Below are 17,969 nucleotides of genomic sequence, written 5' to 3'. Positions count from 1 at the left end.
CGCTCCTACAGGGGAACGCGTTCCTGTAGGAGCGAGGCTTGCCCGCGAAGAGGCCGGTTCAGGCGACAAAAATCCATGGCTGGTCTTTACTCTGAAGCGCGAAACCCCTCAATCGCCAAGGAGAAAAATTATGTCTGGATGGTATGAGTTGAGCAAAACCAGCAACGGCCAGTTTCGCTTCGTGCTGAAAGCGGCGAATGCCGAAACCATTCTGAACAGCGAGCACTACACCACTCGCAGCGCCGCCGAAAACGGCATCGCCTCAGTGCAGAAGAACAGCCCGCTGGATGAGCGCTACGAGAAAAAGACAACCAAGGATGGCCATCCGTATTTCAACCTCAAGGCCGCCAACCACGAGATCATCGGCAGCAGCGAGGCCTATTCTTCCGAGGCCGCGCGGGAAAAAGGCATCGCCAGCGTGAAGACCAACGGCCCGACCACCGTGATCAAGGACAAGACCTTGCCGGTGCTCTAAAAACCACACAAAACCCTTGTAGGAGCCGGCTTGCCGGCGATGGTGTGTCAGCTACAGAAGTGTCGACTGACACACCATCGCCAGCAAGCTGGCTCCTACAGGGTTTGGGGATCAGCGCAACGCGTTCAACAAGCCTTGAAGCTGACTCAGCCCAGCCTCACCGAGAGGAAACACCGGCAATCGCGGATCCCCCACCTCCAGCCCGGTCGCACGCAAACCGGCCTTGATCGTCGCCGGCAACCCGCCCTTCAAAATGAAGTCCAGCAACGGCAACTGGCGATAGAACAATTCACGCGCCTTGCTCAGATCATTGGCCAATACCGCTTCATACAAATCGAGATTGAGCTGCGCAATCAGGTTCGGCGCCGCCGTACACCAGCCTTTCGCACCCGCTGCAAAAGCCTCCAGCGCCAGCGGATTGCAGCCGTTGTAGAACGGCACCTGACCTTCGCCGAGCCGTTGCAATTGGTGCATGCGCTGGATGTCGCCGGTGCTCTCCTTGACCATGGTCACGTTGTCCACGGTGTTGACGATGCGCAGGATCAGGTCGACCGACATGTCCGTGCCGCTGGTGGCCGGGTTGTTGTAGAGCATGATCGGTACGCCGATGCTGTCGCCGATGGCGCGGTAATGGGCGAGGATTTCCGCTTCGCTGAGTTTCCAGTAAGACGTCGGCAAGACCATCACCACGTCGGCGCCATGGGCTTCGGCGAAACGTGCGCGGCGCACCGCTTTGGCGGTGGTCAGGTCGGATACGCTGACGATGGTCGGCACCCGTTTGGCCACGTGCTTGATGCTGAACTCGCTGACCTGGTCCCACTCCGCGTCGCTCAGGTAGGCGCCTTCGCCGGTGCTGCCCAGCGGCGCGATCGAGTGGACGCCGTCGTCGATCAGGCGGTCGATGGAACGTCCGAGCGCGTCGAGATCAACGCCTTCGCCATTGGCGGTGAACGGGGTGATGGTGTAGCCGATGATGCCGTGAATCGTTGGGGTCGACATGGCGACGCTCCTCTTGAAAATGCGTGGGTTCAGTTCAGGCAATCGGCGTGTTGGCGCAGGTTCTGCCGAGCGTAGTAGTTGAACGCAGCGCCATGGCGCTTGGGTTTCGAGATCCAGTCGTGGGCTTCACGGCCCAGTTTCGGAATGATCGGCTTGATGGTCCCGGCGCTCATGGCCAACAGTTGCAGCTTCGCGGCGCGTTCGATCAGTTGCGCGATCACACAGGCTTCTTCGATGGTCGTGCCGGTGGACAACTGGCCGTGGTGCGACAGCAGGACCGCGCGCTTGTCGCCGAGGGCGCCGGCAATCAGTTCGCCTTCTTCGTTACCGACCGGCACACCCGGCCAGCCTTCGAGAAACGCGCAATCGTCGTAGAGCGGGCAGAGGTCCATGTGGGAAATCTGCAGCGGCACTTCGAGCATCGACAGCGCCGCGACGTGCGTCGGGTGCGTGTGAATGATGCAGTTCACGTCCGGCCGGGCGCGGTACACCCAACTGTGGAAACGGTTGGCCGGGTTGGGCATGCCGTGGCCTTCAAGCACTTCCAGGTCTTCGTTGACCAGCAGCAGGTTGCTGGCGGTGATTTCGTCGAAACCCAGGCCCAGTTGTTGAGTGTAGTAAGTGCCGGGCTGCGGGCCACGGGCGGTGATCTGCCCGGCCAGGCCGGAGTCGTGGCCGTGCTCGAACAGAATGCGGCAGGTCAGGGCCAGCTTTTGCCGGTCGGTCCACGTATTATCTGCCAGGGTATTTTGCATCTGGGTCAGCGCTTGCTTGACCAGTTGCTCTTTGGGTAATGCTAAGGTCTTGGCCATATCGGTGTCCTTTGGATGGTTCAATGGACGTCGGATTTGCCGTTCACTCGTTGCTCGCAAGGCCTTGGTGAATGCAAATGACACAAATGATGCTATATGACACTTTGTGTCATTGGCAAGGATGAATCGTTGCCTCCTCGATGGATTAATCGTTCTGCATGTCTATCCGTTTGAAATTACTGAGAAAAAAACTGGGCGTGACGCTTGAGGCCCTGGCTGAAAAATCCGGGATGACCAAGAGCTATCTGTCGAAAGTCGAGCGCGGGTTGAATACGCCGTCCATCGCGGCTGCGCTGAAGCTGGCCAAGGCGCTGAACGTCAAGGTCGAGGAATTGTTCTCCGAAGATAGCGTCAGCCTCGACAGCTACAGCCTGGTGCGCAGCCATGAACGTCAGTCGCTGGCGGTCAATGATGAGAGCCCCGGCTATGCGGTGCTGGCGCATCAGGTGAGTGAGCGCAGTCTGCTGCCGTTCATCATTTATCCGCCGTTCGAATTCGCGGACAAAACCTTCAAGGAACACGTGGGGGAGGAGTTTCTGTTTGTCCATGAAGGGCAGGTGGAAGTGGACTTCATGAACGAGCGCGTGCTGCTAGAGCGCGGTGATGCGCTGCACTTCAATGCGCAGAAACCGCACCGGATCCGCTCAGTGGGCGAGGTTCAGGCGCAGTTGCTGGTGGTGGTGCATAGCGCTGAAGAGTGAGCTGCATAACACCGCGCACCCCTGTAGGAGCCGGCTTGCTGGCGATTGCGTCCGATCAGGCGATAAATGCGTCGACTGACCCGCCGCCATCGCCAGCAAGCCGGCTCCTACAAAATCGGTGTTACACCTCGACGGGAACGGTGAGCTTGGGACTTCCAAGCGCATGCGTCTTCGAATCAAAAAACCGCAGCTCTGATCCGGTCCCCTCAAACACCTTCGCGTAATGCCGCTTCTGATGCTGGATAAACGCCTTGCTGCGCGGATAAATCGAAATCGCGACCATCTTGGGTTTCGCCTGGCGCAACGCATGAATGATGTGGCTGTCCTGCTCGCCCAGCGCATGCCCAAAGATGCACAAGCCCTCGGCATGCCCCAATAACTGGTCATAGCAAAACGACAGATAATCCGAGCTGCGGATGGTCTTGAGCTTGTCTGCACTCGGCCCTTCGTTCACAAACAGCGGCACGTCATCCAGCGTCTTGATCGTGTTGTTGATCGCAAAGCTGCCCAGCAGCGTGCCTTCGGTCGACATCAGTTTGCGTGCCGTGCCGTCCTGATTGCGCACCAGATGCAAACCGCCGTGCAGGTACAGCAGACGGGTTTTATCGGTCGCCGTGGCGCTCAAATCAAACCCTGGCTCGGCACCCTGGAACAGGTCGGTGATCGCATCCGGCTGGTGCTGGATCGCCCAGTAGTTGAGCAAGTCGTAATTGGTGGTGAACACCGTCCGGTAACGACCCAGTTCCTGATTGATCGTCGCCAGTGTCGAAGGCACCACCAGTCGCCACGGGATGTGCACCGCGTGCACGGTGTTGATCAGCGCTTCCTTGATCGCGTAGTAGCGATTGCGCGGCGCGGCGGAGCTGACGGCCAGGGCCTTGTTCACCCGGCTGGTGGTTTTCAGCGCACCCAGCACCTGCTCGAAACTGCGCGTTTGCATCGCGTCGAACACGCTGAGTTCGGACTGGCTCAGGGGTTTTTCTTCGACGGTGCGGGCGTTTTCGAACAGCGAGTCGTAGCCGAAATCGTCCCAGACCGCGCGGCTGGCGCCGTTGCCCACCAGCAGGCCGCTGATCGAGGCGGTGGCGCGCAGGGCGTTCCAGTCTTCTAGTTGGGCATCGACATCCTGGAAATCGGTCATTGCGGTCGTCGTCTCAAAAAGCAAAAGGTCGGATGGGCGGCGACTTTATCACGACCCGGACTTGAGCCAGATCAAGTTAACGCCGCGCCGATGGGTCGATCCTGTGAGTATCCGCCGGATCGAACCGCCGATACGGCCCAGACCTGGAGATTCGCCATGAGCAGCACGTTTTTCATCCCCGCCGTGAACATCATGGGTATTGGTTGCCTCGACGAGGCCATGGACGCCATCGGCAAGTACGGTTTTAAAAAGGCGCTGATCGTCACCGACGCCGGGCTGGCCAAGGCGGGCGTGGCTGCGATGATCGCCGAAAGGCTGGCAATGAAAGACATCGACTCGGTCATCTTCGACGGCGCCAAGCCCAACCCGAGCATCGCCAACGTCGAGAGCGGGCTTGGCCTGCTCAAGGAAAGTCGCTGTGATTTCGTGGTGTCGCTGGGCGGTGGTTCGCCCCACGACTGCGCCAAAGGCATCGCGTTGTGCGCGACCAATGGCGGGCAGATTCGTGACTACGAAGGCGTCGATCAATCCGAGAAGCCGCAACTGCCGTTGATCGCCATCAACACCACCGCCGGCACCGCCAGCGAGATGACGCGTTTCTGCATCATCACTGACGAAACCCGTCACGTGAAAATGGCCATCGTCGACCGCAACGTCACGCCGCTGCTGTCGGTCAACGACCCGGCGCTGATGGTCGCCATGCCCAAAAGCCTGACCGCCGCCACCGGGATGGACGCGCTGACCCACGCCATCGAAGCCTACGTGTCCACCGCTGCCAACCCGATCACCGATGCCTGCGCGCTGAAGGCGATGACGCTGATCAGCAGCAACCTGCGCCTGGCCGTGCGCGATGGCAGCGACCTGGCCGCGCGGGAAAACATGGCTTACGCACAGTTCCTCGCGGGCATGGCGTTCAATAATGCGTCCCTTGGCTACGTGCATGCCATGGCGCACCAGCTGGGTGGTTTCTACGACTTGCCCCATGGCGTTTGTAACGCCGTGCTGTTGCCGCATGTGCAGAGCTTCAACGCGCTGGTGTGCGCCGAGCGCCTGACCGACGTGGCCCACGCAATGGGCGCCGATATTCGCGGCTTCAGCCCGGAAGAGGGCGCGCAGGCAGCCATTACGGCGATCCGCAGCCTGGCCAGGGATGTGGAAATCCCCGCCGGGTTGCGTGAACTCGGCGCCCGGCTCAACGACATCCCGACGCTCGCCAGCAACGCCTTGAAAGACGCGTGCGGCGTGACCAACCCACGTGCAGCGGATCAGCGGCAGATCGAGGAGATTTTCCGCAGCGCGTTTTGACGGTCGCACGGTTCGGGCGCAAAGGACGCTATGCTGCGTCTTCGCCCGAACCGACATCGCCGAGCCCTCCATGCTGCAAAAAAGCCTGATCCGCCGTCTCGATCTGATGACCCTTCAACTGTTTGTCGCCGTCCACGAAGAAGGCACGCTGACCCGTGCCGCTGCGCGCGAAGCGATTGCGGTGTCGGCGGCGAGCAAGCGGTTGATGGAGTTGGAGGAGGCGCTGGGCATCAGTCTGTTTGTGCGTCAGGCCAAAGGCATGACCTTGACTCCGGCCGGCGAAACCCTGTTGCACCACGCTCGGCAGATGTTGTTCAACGTCGAGAAAATGGGCCTGGAGTTAGGCGAGCACAGCCACGGTATTCGCGGCTATGTGCGGATGCTCGCCAACCTGTCGGCGATCATTCAATTCCTGCCGGAAGACCTGCGGGACTTTTCCGAACGTCATCCGCAGGTCAAGACCGACCTCGAAGAACGCCCCAGCAGCGGGGTGATTCAAGGGGTGCTGGATGGCGTGGCGGACCTCGGGATCTGTTCCAGCGACAGCGATGTGAAAGGTCTGCACAGCGTGCTGTATCGCCAGGACAAACTGGTGGTGCTGATGCTGCCGGATCATCCCTTGGCCAGCCGTTCCAGCCTGGCGTTCGCCGATACGCTGGACAGCGATTACGTCGGCCTGCACGCCGCCAGTTCCATCAACATGCGCACCCACGCGGCCGCGCGTCAGGCGGGCAAAGTGCTGCGGCTGCGGATTCATGTGCCGGGGTTCGATGCGATGTGCCGGATGGTCCAGGCCAACATGGGCATCGGGATTTTGCCGCAGAAGGCTTATGAACTGTTTGGCCGGGCGTTGGGTTTGCATGCGGTGCCGTTGACGGATGACTGGTCGGATCGGGCGTTGATCATCGTCGTGCGCGATGAAGCGGCGTTGTCGCCGGTGAGCCGGATGTTGTTTGAGCAGTTGCGCGGGCAGGGTTGAGATTATCGTTGGCAGGTCCGGCCCCTTCGCGGGCAAGCCTCGCTCCTACAGGGATCCCGCAGAACCTGTAGGAGCGAGGCTTGCCCGCGAAGGCTGACCTGAGGTCGCGACAATCTTCCAGAGCGTTCGCGTTTGGCGAACGCCCGTTGCCAACTGAAGGTTGGATTCCATTCCCCTCGCTCCTCTAGCCTTGGCGCATATTCCAAGAATAAGAGGTACCCCGCGATGACTGCCCCCCTGAGCGCAATCAAAGTGATCGAAATCGGCACGCTGATCGCCGCGCCGTTCGCCGCGCGCATGCTCGCCGAGTTCGGCGCCGAAGTGATCAAGATCGAAGCCATGGGCCAGGGCGACCCCCTGCGCAAATGGCGCAAACTGCACGAGGGCACCTCGCTGTGGTGGTACCTGCAATCGCGCAACAAGAAGTCCCTGGCGCTGAATCTGAAATCCCCCGAAGGCATCGAACTGGTCAAGCAACTGGCGACCAGTGCCGACGTGCTGATCGAAAACCTGCGCCCCGGCGCCCTGGAAAAACTCGGTCTGGGCTGGGACGTGCTGCACGCGCTCAATCCCAACCTGACGCTGGTACGCATTTCCGGTTACGGCCAGACCGGCCCCTACCGCGACCGTCCGGGTTTCGGCGCGATCGGCGAGGCCATGGGCGGCATTCGCTACACCACCGGCACCCCCGGTTCGCCGCCGGCGAGGGTGGGTGTCAGCCTCGGTGATTCCCTGGCGTCTTTGCACGCGGTGATTGGTGCGTTGATGTCGCTGCTGCGGGTCAAGACCGGGCAGGGCGGCGGGCAAGTGGTCGATGTGTCGCTGGCTGAAAGCGTGTTCAATGTCATGGAAAGCCTGGTGCCGGAATACGACATGCTCGGCCATGTTCGCGAACGCAGCGGCGGTGCCTTGCCGGGCATCGCGCCGTCCAACACCTACCTGACGGCCGATGGCGCCTACGTGGTGATCGCCGGCAACAGCGACCCGATCTACAAGCGTTTGATGGACGTGATCGGTCGTCGCGATCTGGCCGAAGCGCCAGAGTTTGCTCACAACGATGGCCGCGCCTTGAAAAGTAACGTGCTCGACGCCGCCATCACCCACTGGACCAGCAGCCTGCCCATCGATGACGTGCTGGCGGCACTGGAAGCCGCTGAAGTACCGGCCGGACGCATCTATTCCGTGGCCGACATCGTCGCCGACCCGCACTATCAGGCGCGGGACATGCTGCTCAGCGCCGACCTGCCCGGCGGTGCGAAAGTGAAGATGCCGGGCATCGTGCCCAAACTTTCCGAAACCCCCGGCGGCGTGAACTGGTCGGGACCGGGCCTGGGCCAGCACACCGACGGGATTCTCGCGGGGCTGGGCCTGACGGATGCGGACATCGAACGCCTGAAAACTGAAGGGGTGGTGCAATGATCACTGATTTTTCCGAGAGCCTGATCGTTCAGGAAGTCTCCCCGCGCGACGGCCTGCAGATCGAACCGACCTGGGTGGAAACGGTCGACAAAATCGCGTTGATCGATCAGCTGTCACTGGCTGGATTCAGCCGCATCGAAGCCGGTTCGTTCGTGTCGCCCAAGGCCATTCCCGCCCTGCGCGATGGTGAGCTGGTGTTCAAGGGCATCGCCCGCCAACCGGGAGTGATCTATGTCGCGTTGATCCCCAACCTCAAGGGCGCGCAACGGGCATTGGCGTGCCGCGCCGATGAGCTGAACCTGGTGATGTCCGCCAGCCAGACTCACAACCTGGCCAACATGCGCATGCGTTGCGAAGCTTCATTGGCCGCGTTCGGCGAGATCGTGCAATACGTGGGAGACACAAAGGTTCGATTGAACGGCAGCATCGCCACCACTTTCGGTTGCCCGTTCGAGGGCAAGATCGATGAGGACCGCGTGCTGCAAATCGTCGATGAATATCAGGAGCTCGGGATTCAGGGCGTCACCTTGGCCGACACCACTGGCATGGCTAATCCGCGGCAGGTGGATCGGCTGGTGCGGCGGGTGTTGCAGCGGGTTTCGCCAGCGGATCTGACCCTGCATTTCCACAACACCCGCGGCCTCGGTTTGTGCAACGTGCTGGCGGCTTACGAGGCGGGTGCCCGACGCTTCGACGCGGCCCTCGGCGGGCTCGGTGGTTGCCCGTTCGCACCCGGCGCCTCGGGCAATATCTGCACCGAAGACCTGGTCAACCTGTGCGATGAAATCGGCATTCATACCGGCATCGATCTGCCATTGTTGTTGAACTTGTCGCGAGGATTACCCGCGCTGCTCGGCCACGAAGTCCCCGGCCAACTGGCCAAGGCCGGCCGCAATTGCGACCTGCACCCAAGCCCCTCCTGACCACACCGAATCCCCTTGTAGGAGCCGGCTTGCTGGCGATAACGGTGGGTCAGGCGACATCTATGTTGGATGGGCCGGCCATATCGCCAGCAAGCCGGCTCCTACAAAAAGCGATATCCACCAGACAACAAAAACAATCGGACACCCACGGGAAGTCCGCCTGGAGAAAGCACCATGAGCCTCAATGTACTGGAGGCGGGCGCGAGCCCGTCCGTTAGCCACGACGAAGAAAAAGCCCTGGTCAGCAAAGTCGCCTGGCGCCTGATGCCGCTGATCATGGTCTGCTACCTGTTCGCCTTTTTCGACCGCATCAACATCAGCTTCGCCAAGTTCCAGTTGCAGGCCGACCTGAGCCTGAGCGACACCGCGTACGGCCTCGGCGCCGGTCTGTTCGTGGTCGGTTACGTGATCTTCGAAGTGCCGAGCAACATGATGCTGTACAAGGTCGGCGCCCGACGCTGGATCGCCCGAATCATGATGTCCTGGGGCCTTGCGACGGCGGCGATGGTCTTCGTCAACAGCGAATGGCAGTTCTACGCGTTGCGCTTCGTGATCGGCGCGATGGAAGCGGGTTTTGCGCCGGGCGTCCTGTATTACCTGACGCTGTGGTTCCCGCAGCATTATCGTGGGCGCATCACCTCGATGCTGTTCCTGTCATCAGCATTTGCCGGGCTGGTCGGCGCACCGTTCTCCGGGTTGGTGCTGCAACACCTCGATGGTTTCCTGGACATGCGCGGCTGGCATTGGCTGTTTCTGCTCGGCGGCGTGCCCTGCATTGGCCTTGGTTTGCTGGTGCTGACCTTGCTCAAGGACCGCATCGAAGACGCCCATTGGCTGACACCATCGGAGAAGACGTTGCTGGCCAGCCGCATCGCTCACCACGAACCGCACAAGAGCGGTGGCTCGCTGCTCGCCGCGCTGCGGATTCCCGGTTTTCTCACGCTGGGCCTGATCTACTTCCTGATTCAGGTGGCGTCCTACGGCTTGAACTTCTGGGCACCGCAACTGATCCGCAGTGCAGGCACCGAGAGCCCGGTGATGATCGGTTTGCTGACCGCGATTCCGTACATCTGCGGTGCGATCAGCATGGTGGTGATCGGGCGGTTGTCCGACTCGACCGGCGAGCGGCGCAAGTTTGTCGCCGGGCTGGTGGCGGTGGGCGCGCTAGGGTTCTTCTGTGCCGGGATCTTCGCCAACCACACGACTTTCCTGATTGTCGCACTGGGCTTGCTCGGCGCCGGGATCATCGCCTCAATTCCGAGCTTCTGGACCCTGCCACCGAAACTGCTGGCCGGTGCCGGCGCAGGGGCTGCGGGCGGGATCGCGGTGATCAACACCCTCGGCCAGTTCGGCGGCATCGTCAGCCCGGTCATGGTCGGGCGAATCAAAGACCTGACCGGCAGCACCACACCGGCGCTGTACGTCATCGGCGTCTGCGCGCTGATCGCGGTTGCGCTGTTGTTGTGGGGGCTGCCGCAAAAACTGCGCACGCTCGACAAGTTCTAGGGAAGTACACAGCCCTGTAGGAGCCGGCTTGCTGGCGATGCGTCCCTCAAAAACTGCATCGCAATCCCAGACCGCAATCGCTGGCAAGCCAGCTCCTACAAGACCGCGGCGTTCAGGTAATAACGATCGCTCCCAAAGCAACCACAACCCTGTAGGAGCCGGCTTGCCGGCGATGAGTCCCTCAAAAACTGCATTGCAATTTCAGACCGCCATCGCTGGCAAGCCAGCTCCTACAAGACCGCGGCGTGCAGGAATTAACGATAGCTCCCAAAGCACGCACAACCCTGTAGGAGCCGGCTTGCCGGCGATGGGGCCCTCGAAAACCGCATTGCAACTTCAGACCGCAATCGCTGGCAAGCCAGCTCCTACAGGACCGCGGCGTTCAGGTAATAACGATCTCTCCCAAAGCACGCACAACCCTGTAGGAGCCGGCTTGCTGGCGATGGGGCTCTCGAAAACCGCATTGCAATCTCAGACCGCTATCGCTTGCAAGCCAGCTCATTCAAGGGATCTGGTCCTGAATCAGGCGTTGAACGGGTTGTATGAGCGGATTGAGGAGGAGATATTGCACAGCCTATCTTTCGACGTTCGAGGTAATCAGATTGCTAACCGGCCTCAACCACCTGACCCTCGCCGTCACCGACCTGAACCGCAGCGTGGCGTTCTATCACGACATCCTGCAACTTAAGCTCGAAGCCACATGGGACTCCGGCGCCTATCTCTCGCTACCCGGCCTGTGGCTGTGCCTTTCCCTCGATCCCCTGCGCAACACTGAACCCGCCACCGACTACACCCATTACGCCTTCAGCATCAGCGCATCTGGCTTCCTGCCATTCGTCGAGCGCCTTCGTGCCGCCAACGTCCGCGAATGGCGCGAAAACCGCAGCGAAGGCGCGTCGTTCTACTTCCTCGACCCCGACGGCCACCAGCTCGAAGCCCATGTTGGCGATCTGTCGTCGCGATTGGCAGCCTGTCGTCAGGGGTCGTACGCAGGAATGAAGTTCTTCGACGATCAGTCAGTCGATTCCCCGGGACCTGATATAGACTTGCGCCCATTCACCGGATAGTACAAAAGGATTTCCCGATGACCCCATCGCTGCTCATGGCCGTTCTCGCCTCGGGCTTTATCTACGGCATCACGCCCGGGCCCGGCGTTTTGGCGGTGTTCGGTATTGGTGCAGCGCGTGGGCGAAGGGCAGGGGCAGGCTTTTTGTGCGGGCATTTGCTCGGGGACGTGGTTTGGTGCAGCACCGCGCTGATCGCGATTGTCGGTGCGCGGGAAATTGGCAGCACCGCGTTTGACGTGTTGGGCGTGCTCAGCGGGCTCTATCTGTTCTGGCTCGGTTTGCGCGCAGTGCGGGCCAAACGCAGCAGCGCCGAAGTGCCGCAAGGCCCGGCGCGGCAGCCGTTCTGGCACGGCATTCTGTTTGGTCTGACCAATCCCAAAGCCTATCCGGTGGCGGTGGCGACTTTTACGGCGTTGCTGTCCAGTCGTGCGGAACTGCTGCATTGGTCGATGTTGCCCTGGCTGATCGTTCTGAGCTTCGTTGGCGGTTTGATCGCCTACGCTATCCTCATTGGCATCGTCGGTGCACGGCAGGTGCGCAGCCTGTATCAACGGCATGAACTGGCGATCACCCGGTTGTGCGGGATGATGTTTATCGGTTTCGCCATCAACGCCCTGGTGCATGCCTTGCCGGGGCTGATGCCGAACAAGGCTTGAAACTGATCGCAGGGACGCGTCAGCGGCATCATCACTGGTCAGGGATGGTTCTTTATTGCTGCATTGTTCGGACATGCTCTCTGCACCATGGCAACCAGAAATTCCGCGCCGTCGGCGAGTTACATCGATCTACTGCTGGACGCCGTTTGCGCGGTCGATAAACAGGGGCGCTTCGTTTTTGTCAGCGCGGCCTGCGAGCGCATTTTCGGCTACACGCCTGACGAGTTGGTCGGCCAGCCGATGATCGAACTGGTGCATCCCGCCGACCGCCAGCGCACCCTCGACGCCGCGCGGGAGATCATGGGCGGCGACCCCAAACTCAACTTCGAAAACCGCTACGTGCGCAAGGATGGCCGGGTGGTGCACATCTTGTGGTCCGCACGCTGGTCGGAAGTCGATCAACTGCGCATCGCCGTGGCCCGTGACATCACCGAACGCAAGCAGGCCGAGTCCCGACAAGCGGCGCTGTACGCGATCTCCGAAGCGGCCCACGCGGCGGAAGATTTGTTGGCGTTGTTCAAACGCATCCACCTGATCATCGGTGAATGGCTGCCGGCGCTGAACTTCTCCGTGGCGCTGTATGACGAGCATTGCGCGCAGCTCAATTTCCCTTACCACGTCGACGACAACGAGCAGCAACCCGAACAGCCTGGAACGGTGACCGGACGCTTGTGCGCCGAAGTGATCCGCAGCGGTCAACCGATCCTGCTGACCCCGAATCAGGAAAACACCCCCGCTGGATTCGAGGCGCTGGTCACGGGCCAGCATTCGCCGTGCTGGCTGGGCGTGCCGTTGAACTCTCAGAAAGGCACCATCGGCGCGCTGATCGTCAAAAGCGTGGCGGGCGGCGAGCGCTACACCGAGCAAGACAAGGAACTGTTGCAGTTCGTGTGCGCCCAGGTCGCCACCGCCATCGAGCGCAAGCAGTTGCACGCCCGGCTGCAGCGCATGGCCCAATACGATCAACTGACCCAACTGCCCAATCGCGAGTTGCTCCGGGACCGGCTGAAAGCCTCACTGGCACTGGCCAAGTCGGAAAGCGGGCGCATGGCGCTGTTGTACGTCGACCTCGACCGCTTCAAGGAAGTCAACGACACCCACGGCCATGCAGTCGGCGACATGCTGCTGCAAGCGGTCGCCAATCGCCTGAAAGGCTGCGTGCGGGAAACCGACACCGTGGCGCGCATCGGCGGCGATGAGTTCGTGGTGCTGCTGCACACCATTCAGGCCTCGGAAGATGCCGACAGCGTGGCGGGCAAAATCCGTCATATCCTGGCGCAACCGCTGCGGCTGGATGGGCACAGCCTGAACATTCAATTGAGCATCGGCGTCGCGCATTTTCCCGAGCATGGCACGGAAGAAAAGCAATTGTTCCGCCATGCCGACGAAGCGATGTACACAGCCAAACGCCAGCATCACCTGCGACTCGGGGCCTGAAAACCACGGCACCGTTCGTCGCGTCGATCCCGTTTTTTTTTAAACCTTTGCGGTGATGGAAATTCAGATCCTATGCGGGCTCCTGCTCGCTGCGATCATCACCAAGAGGTAGAGAATCATGCCTAACTCAAGAAACTCGAACTCGGGAAGTTTCGCCAACGATCGAACGAAGGCGTCTGAAGCCGGTCGCAAAGGTGGGAAAACGACCACCACGACTGTCGATAAAGAACCTTTGAAACCCGACATGGGCCGCAAAGGTGGCCAGAAATCCAAGTAGTGGTGAAAGTGGTTTTGATTGAGAGGCGGGAGCGAAAGCTCCCGTTTGAATTTATAGAGAGGAGGGCGCGACCATGAGCCAGATGGCCACCCGATTATGCAGCACCGGATTTGCCACGTTACTGGGCCTGTGTGCCAGCAGTGCCTTTGCCCAGTCACCCACCGAATTCATCAACGATGCCTCGGCCAAAGGCATGGCCGACATCGAAGCCAGTCGCCTGGCGCACCAGAAATCCGAATCCAAAGAGATCAAGGACTTCACCATCATCGTCATCAACGACCGCACCACTGCGAACCAGCACCTGGCGAAAATCGCCAGGCAACTGGACCTGCCGGTAGCGCCACGGGAAGAGGTGGTCGACAAGGCCAAAGCCTTGATGCCGCAAGTGCAGGAGGGTGCGTCCTTTGATCAGGCATACGCCGCCAGCCAGGTGAAAACCACGCAGGAAGCCATCGAACAACTGGAGCAGGAGGCGCAGACCACCGACGTACCGGAAATCAAAGCCTTCGCTGAAGAAACCCTGCCCAAACTGCAGAACCACCTGCAAATGGCCAGGGCGCTGCAAGCAGATTGCTGACGCGCTTTCTGTAGGAGCCGGCTTGCTGGCGATCCGGACAACGCGGTGTGGCTGATTAACCGCGGTGATGCCATCGCCAGCAAGCCGGCTCCTACAGATCAGGGCACCCTTACTTCAACCGCCCAACTGAAATACCCCAACGCCTCGCAGTTTTTATCAACCAGCATGAAATGCAGCTCACACGCCTCAACTCCGGCGGCGAGTCGGGTGCATGCCCAATAATGATCATCGGCTTGGTGAGTACCCGGTTCAGTCGGGTTTTCAGTGTCGGGTGCCGGCACTGTCAGGTCGCCCCGCACCACCAGTTCCGGCACCGACAATACGCCGGCGTCACCCACAGACATCTCGTAAAACACCACGCTGTGCTCAGCGAGCAAGCTGACGGTTCTTCCGCGGATATGGAAAGTCGCATCGCTGCCAGCGGTCAACGTGATTAGGCTGTCATTTGTTGTACTTTGTGGTTCTGACGATCCGTTGATGCTGAAGACGAATCCATCGGAAATGGGTGTCGGATTTTCCGCCTCAAGACTCGGGTCCGGGTAGCGTAGAAACAGTGATTCGGCATCGACGATCAGCAACACATTATTGGCAGTCGCGACGCTTGAGGAAGGAGATTTTATCGGTTCGGAAGTCATCATGGATTCCTTTCATGATGGTGACACTTGACGGTAGCCGCTTCGGTTTATGCAAGGCATTCCGTTCCTGTCGAGGCGGCAACGCAGTCAGCAAAAGCCCCTCGTTGCCAAGGGGCCTGACGCTCGTCAGTTGCGGATGGTAATGAACGGGTCCCACGAACAGCAGCCGACGATCTTGCACTCGCGATCCACGATCAGGAAGTGGAAGTGATACGTCACGCTGCCGCTGGACAGGGTTTCCGAAGACCAGTAATGGTTATCGACTTTCTGGCAGCTGGGCACCGATGGATTGCTGGTGTTGGGCACGGCAACGCAGGCGACAGCCTTGCGTGGCGTGGGTGTGGAGATCAAGTCGAGGCCGATATTGCCGACGAACTTGTAGAAAATCACTGCGGTCTCGAAGCTCTGCGACAGGCTGGTTTCACGCCAGCGAATCAGGTCGCCCACCTGGGCTTTCAAGTTGAGTTCGCCACCGGCCTGGCCGCTCACCACGTTGTTCTGGTTGGTCACCATGTACACGTGATTGACGTCGATCAGTGTCGGTGCAGCAGGGTTTTTGCTGATGTTCGGGTAGTTTTTCAGAATGGTTTCGGTGTCAATGGAAACCAGTACATCCGTGACTCGAGACATAGTGAAACTCCTTGTTCATAGTGAATGCCTGGCATCTTTCCAGGCTCAACAACGCTTGCTTGCCTTGCGGTCGTTGCGCAAACACTACGGACGGAACCCACCTGTCACGGGCATGAGCTGGCCTTGCTCCTTGAGTACAAACCAACGGGTTCGGGTTCCTTCCGACGGGCCGCGATTGGACTATAGAAGTGAAATTCAGGCTGTCAAAACTGCTTTGCTGATAGCTCGACGAACGGTCGATCTGGTTATGAATTCTGATCATTTGGCGATAAGAAACGACCTGCATATCCTTCGAACATCCAAAAGTCGGGTAGGGAGGGATGCGTGGGGCGAGGTATCGTAGCGAACCGGTTGTCGGCCCAGGCCCGGACAACGATTCGACAGGAGAACGCAATGAGTTGGTCCGCCAAGCAATACGTCGCTTTTGAAGATGAACGCACGCGCCCGGCCCGGGATCTGCTCGCGGCGATCCCGCCCGTTGAAGCACGCTCGGCCATCGACATCGGTTGCGGCCCCGGCAACTCGACCGAGCTGTTGCTGGAACGCTTCACCAGCGCCACGGTGCGCGGCGTCGACAGTTCGACCGACATGATCGAAGCCGCCCGCAAGCGCTTGCCGCAGGTGCAGTTCGACACCGTGGATATTGGCACCTGGAACGAGAGCGGTCCGTTCGACGTGATCTTCGCCAACGCGGTGTTGCAGTGGCTGCCCGATCACGCGAATTTGCTGCCGGCTCTGGTGAGCAAGCTTTCTCCCGGTGGCAGCCTGGCGATTCAGATGCCCGACAACCTCAACGAACCGTCCCATCGCCTGATGCGTGACGTCGCTGCCAATGGCCCGTGGGCCAGCAAATTGGCCGACGCCGCCGGGCAACGCACGGAAATGGCCAGTGCCAGCGACTATTACTCGATGCTGCGACCGCACTGTGCGCGCGTCGATGTGTGGCGCACCACCTACCATCATCCGCTGGCGGGCGGTACGTCGGGCGTGGTCGAGTGGTTCAAGGGCAGCGGCTTGCGGCCGTTTCTCGAACCGCTGGATGACGCGGAAAAGGCGCACTACCTCAAGCAATATCACGCCGCTATCGGGCAGGCGTACCCGACGTTGAGCGATGGTTCGGTGCTGCTGCCATTCCCGCGATTGTTCATCGTCGCCACCCGCTAAGTGCGGAAAAGGGACGGATAACGCGGAACGTCATCTGTCCCTTCGCTTGGTGCTCAAGTAATCGAAAAGAAACGACGCAAAGCCGAATAACCCGATCATTGAAATGATCATGAGCCCCAACTCTGAATTGTCCATGCTGATCTCTGCGTGAAAGGTGAGAGGGCAGGGTAGGTGGTTTTGGGGTGGGTTTGAGGGGGCGCTACGGCTTCTTTACTGGCTGGTGGGGATCTATACGGAAACTATACGTGGGGCGCCGAAGTGCTCAGCGTTGAACGTTGGATATGGAGATCTCTACTTCTTCCCAGACACATTCAGCGTACTTCGGATTGGCTGTGTGCAGCGTGATTTTGCTGGCAGGTGGAATCGGTAAACCGTTTTCAGCCAGTATTTCGAAATGACCCTGAATGGCTTCGCGCGCCATAGCCACTGCATCGTCCAGATCTTCGCCGGCGGAAAAACAACCCGGGACATCCGGGATATCCACGCCCCACGCGTGTTTGCCATCGCCAATTGAAATCGCTATCGGATAAAGCATGTTCACTGTTCTCCTGCTGATCCGGTTACTGACGCTGAAAACGCAAAGGGCGCCCCGAAAGGCGCCGCTGTTTAGCGTCAGGACGGTTCCGCATCCATACGTCGTGCGATGACATCCATCACATCGCAGCCATCACGTAGCGGTATGGAGCAGAGCAGTGCGAAGTCGCTGAGAATTACCGAGTCGGTAATGATTTCACCGCGCATCGCGAGGTTTTCCAGGACCTGCGTTACTGCGCCGATTCTGTAGCGGGCTGAGCTGAGAAGGGAATGCAGCGGTTGAGTGGTGTTGACGTAGAAGGTGGGGAGGTCGTCGGCGTTGCTAGTTAGAGCCATGTAGTCATTCATGAGTGATCACCATATCTAAGGGAAGATCTACCACTCAATCGTCGCCAAACAATAGGGTGGTAACTGTACGCGGGTTGGCGAACCGGGACACGGCAAAACCGGCAGACCCTGGGGTCTCCCACGCACAGCTACCAAAAACAAGGCAGCCAAGTGCATTCAAAAGCGTTCCGAGAAATCCTCGGAGGCTTTTGTGCCAGTCATCGAGTCGCCAAACCCAATACGCCATTTGGGCGCGCTCGGACTATAGGTCTCATGACAAAGGCGCAGCAATGGACAAGTCTACGGACAATTCCCAGAGTCGTGTAGGACCTTGCTTTTTCTGAGAAACGGTCATTTTCGTGCCACTGGTTTATGGGCATGAGGAATCAGCGGTTCACAAAATCC

The 17,969-nt window shown here is 59.9% G+C and carries 19 protein-coding genes and 1 pseudogene; 13 read left to right on the top strand and 7 right to left on the bottom strand.

Going from position 1 to position 17,969, the window contains the following annotated elements; translation table 11 throughout:
• Nucleotides 1-130 precede the first annotated feature (130 nt).
• Entirely contained in the window at nucleotides 131-475 is a 345-nt protein-coding gene (locus tag ACM6IO_RS06110) for a YegP family protein (protein ID WP_008025708.1), read from the top strand.
• Between the two features lie 111 nt (nucleotides 476-586).
• Here the strand turns inward: ACM6IO_RS06110 and ACM6IO_RS06105 are convergent, their stop codons facing one another.
• Nucleotides 587-1,474, bottom strand: coding sequence for a dihydrodipicolinate synthase family protein (locus ACM6IO_RS06105; RefSeq protein WP_414911156.1), 888 nt, complete (start codon nucleotides 1,472-1,474; stop codon nucleotides 587-589).
• Nucleotides 1,475-1,503: 29 nt separating this feature from the next.
• Nucleotides 1,504-2,286, bottom strand: a complete 783-nt coding sequence (locus ACM6IO_RS06100) for an aldolase (protein WP_414911155.1) — start codon at nucleotides 2,284-2,286, stop codon at nucleotides 1,504-1,506.
• Nucleotides 2,287-2,444: 158 nt separating this feature from the next.
• On the opposite strand from ACM6IO_RS06100, the gene ACM6IO_RS06095 reads away from it, so the two are divergent.
• On the top strand, nucleotides 2,445-2,987 hold the full coding sequence (locus ACM6IO_RS06095; protein WP_414911154.1) for a helix-turn-helix domain-containing protein: 543 nt from the start codon (nucleotides 2,445-2,447) through the stop codon (nucleotides 2,985-2,987).
• Nucleotides 2,988-3,108: 121 nt separating this feature from the next.
• Here the strand turns inward: ACM6IO_RS06095 and ACM6IO_RS06090 are convergent, their stop codons facing one another.
• Nucleotides 3,109-4,128: a DUF4917 family protein gene (locus ACM6IO_RS06090; RefSeq protein ID WP_414911153.1), complete on the bottom strand. Its 1,020-nt coding sequence runs from the start codon at nucleotides 4,126-4,128 to the stop codon at nucleotides 3,109-3,111.
• Nucleotides 4,129-4,284: 156 nt separating this feature from the next.
• Here ACM6IO_RS06090 and yiaY point away from each other — a divergent pair, with 156 nt between their 5' ends.
• The 10 genes from yiaY (at nucleotide 4,285) to ACM6IO_RS06040 (ending at nucleotide 14,274) form a co-directional block, all read left to right on the top strand.
• Entirely contained in the window at nucleotides 4,285-5,433 is a 1,149-nt protein-coding gene (gene yiaY, locus ACM6IO_RS06085; RefSeq protein ID WP_008025719.1) for an L-threonine dehydrogenase, read from the top strand.
• A 70-nt stretch (nucleotides 5,434-5,503) separates the two neighbouring features.
• Entirely contained in the window at nucleotides 5,504-6,412 is a 909-nt protein-coding gene (locus ACM6IO_RS06080; protein ID WP_008025723.1) for a LysR family transcriptional regulator, read from the top strand.
• A gap of 225 nt (nucleotides 6,413-6,637) precedes the next feature.
• Nucleotides 6,638-7,831 carry a CaiB/BaiF CoA transferase family protein gene (locus tag ACM6IO_RS06075; RefSeq protein ID WP_414911152.1) on the top strand — a complete coding sequence of 398 codons (1,194 nt, stop codon included), beginning with the start codon at nucleotides 6,638-6,640 and terminating at the stop codon, nucleotides 7,829-7,831.
• The gene (locus ACM6IO_RS06070; RefSeq protein WP_414911151.1) at nucleotides 7,828-8,754 is read left to right on the top strand and encodes a hydroxymethylglutaryl-CoA lyase; all 927 of its coding nucleotides are present in this window, start codon (nucleotides 7,828-7,830) and stop codon (nucleotides 8,752-8,754) included. Before ACM6IO_RS06075 ends, ACM6IO_RS06070 begins: the two co-directional genes overlap by 4 nt.
• A 174-nt stretch (nucleotides 8,755-8,928) precedes the next feature.
• On the top strand, nucleotides 8,929-10,260 hold the full coding sequence (locus ACM6IO_RS06065) for an MFS transporter (protein ID WP_008025730.1): 1,332 nt from the start codon (nucleotides 8,929-8,931) through the stop codon (nucleotides 10,258-10,260).
• Between the two features lie 602 nt (nucleotides 10,261-10,862).
• Entirely contained in the window at nucleotides 10,863-11,327 is a 465-nt protein-coding gene (gene fos, locus ACM6IO_RS06060; protein WP_414911150.1) for a fosfomycin resistance glutathione transferase, read from the top strand.
• Between the two features lie 17 nt (nucleotides 11,328-11,344).
• Nucleotides 11,345-11,983 carry a LysE family translocator gene (locus tag ACM6IO_RS06055; RefSeq protein ID WP_414911149.1) on the top strand — a complete coding sequence of 213 codons (639 nt, stop codon included), beginning with the start codon at nucleotides 11,345-11,347 and terminating at the stop codon, nucleotides 11,981-11,983.
• An 87-nt stretch (nucleotides 11,984-12,070) separates the two neighbouring features.
• Nucleotides 12,071-13,420, top strand: a complete 1,350-nt coding sequence (locus ACM6IO_RS06050; RefSeq protein WP_008036168.1) for a bifunctional diguanylate cyclase/phosphodiesterase — start codon at nucleotides 12,071-12,073, stop codon at nucleotides 13,418-13,420.
• A 118-nt stretch (nucleotides 13,421-13,538) separates the two neighbouring features.
• Nucleotides 13,539-13,697 carry a KGG domain-containing protein gene (locus tag ACM6IO_RS06045; RefSeq protein ID WP_008025734.1) on the top strand — a complete coding sequence of 53 codons (159 nt, stop codon included), beginning with the start codon at nucleotides 13,539-13,541 and terminating at the stop codon, nucleotides 13,695-13,697.
• Between the two features lie 73 nt (nucleotides 13,698-13,770).
• Nucleotides 13,771-14,274, top strand: a complete 504-nt coding sequence (locus ACM6IO_RS06040) for a DUF4142 domain-containing protein (RefSeq protein ID WP_192228673.1) — start codon at nucleotides 13,771-13,773, stop codon at nucleotides 14,272-14,274.
• Nucleotides 14,275-14,372: 98 nt separating this feature from the next.
• On the opposite strand, the gene ACM6IO_RS06035 is transcribed toward ACM6IO_RS06040, so the two are convergent.
• Both ACM6IO_RS06035 and ACM6IO_RS06030 read right to left on the bottom strand, forming a co-directional pair.
• On the bottom strand, nucleotides 14,373-14,909 hold the full coding sequence (locus ACM6IO_RS06035; protein WP_414911182.1) for an AidA/PixA family protein: 537 nt from the start codon (nucleotides 14,907-14,909) through the stop codon (nucleotides 14,373-14,375).
• A 126-nt stretch (nucleotides 14,910-15,035) separates the two neighbouring features.
• The gene (locus ACM6IO_RS06030) at nucleotides 15,036-15,539 is read right to left on the bottom strand and encodes an inclusion body family protein (protein ID WP_008025740.1); all 504 of its coding nucleotides are present in this window, start codon (nucleotides 15,537-15,539) and stop codon (nucleotides 15,036-15,038) included.
• A gap of 393 nt (nucleotides 15,540-15,932) precedes the next feature.
• Between ACM6IO_RS06030 and tam the strand changes: the two genes are divergently transcribed.
• Complete coding sequence (tam, locus tag ACM6IO_RS06025; RefSeq protein WP_414911148.1) at nucleotides 15,933-16,703, top strand: trans-aconitate 2-methyltransferase; 771 nt, start codon at nucleotides 15,933-15,935, stop codon at nucleotides 16,701-16,703.
• Nucleotides 16,704-16,980: 277 nt separating this feature from the next.
• Here the strand turns inward: tam and ACM6IO_RS06020 are convergent.
• Nucleotides 16,981-17,238, bottom strand: a pseudogene (locus tag ACM6IO_RS06020) (type II toxin-antitoxin system HicB family antitoxin); the annotation flags it as partial.
• 77 nt (nucleotides 17,239-17,315) lie between these two features.
• Nucleotides 17,316-17,585, bottom strand: coding sequence for a short-chain dehydrogenase (locus ACM6IO_RS06015; protein WP_414911147.1), 270 nt, complete (start codon nucleotides 17,583-17,585; stop codon nucleotides 17,316-17,318).
• Nucleotides 17,586-17,969: the final 384 nt, after the last annotated feature.

Source organism: Pseudomonas sp. IT-P44 (assembly GCF_949768225.1).
Taxonomy (GTDB): domain Bacteria; phylum Pseudomonadota; class Gammaproteobacteria; order Pseudomonadales; family Pseudomonadaceae; genus Aquipseudomonas; species Aquipseudomonas migulae.
This window is presented reverse-complemented; position numbering and strand designations above follow the sequence as displayed.